Source organism: Actinosynnema sp. NPDC059335 (assembly GCF_042752395.1).
In the GTDB taxonomy this organism is placed as follows: domain Bacteria; phylum Actinomycetota; class Actinomycetes; order Mycobacteriales; family Pseudonocardiaceae; genus Actinosynnema.
This window is the reverse complement of record NZ_JBHYXZ010000181.1, coordinates 1-305: the sequence shown is the minus strand read 5'-3', so window position 1 is coordinate 305 and position 305 is coordinate 1.

Here is a 305-nt window from a genome sequence, read left to right as displayed (position 1 = left end):
GGGGGCCCCCCCCCCGCGCGGCCCGGGGGGGGTGGGGGGGGGGGGCGCCCCCCACCCCCCCAAAACCCACCCCCCCCCCGGTCAGGCCCACCACACGCCAACAAACAAAAACAAAAACAAAAACCCAAAAGCGTCCTCGTCGGACGGGCAGATCAGCAGGATGACGGGGTTCGTGCGGTCCGCTCCCGTACCAGCCGGAGCCGGACTCCGTGCCATCCCGCCGACCTCCACAAGGGCTACCACACGCGTCAAGGGGGCGGCAAAGGAGCACAACGGGGCAAAGCATGCACGCCGCCCCCTTGACG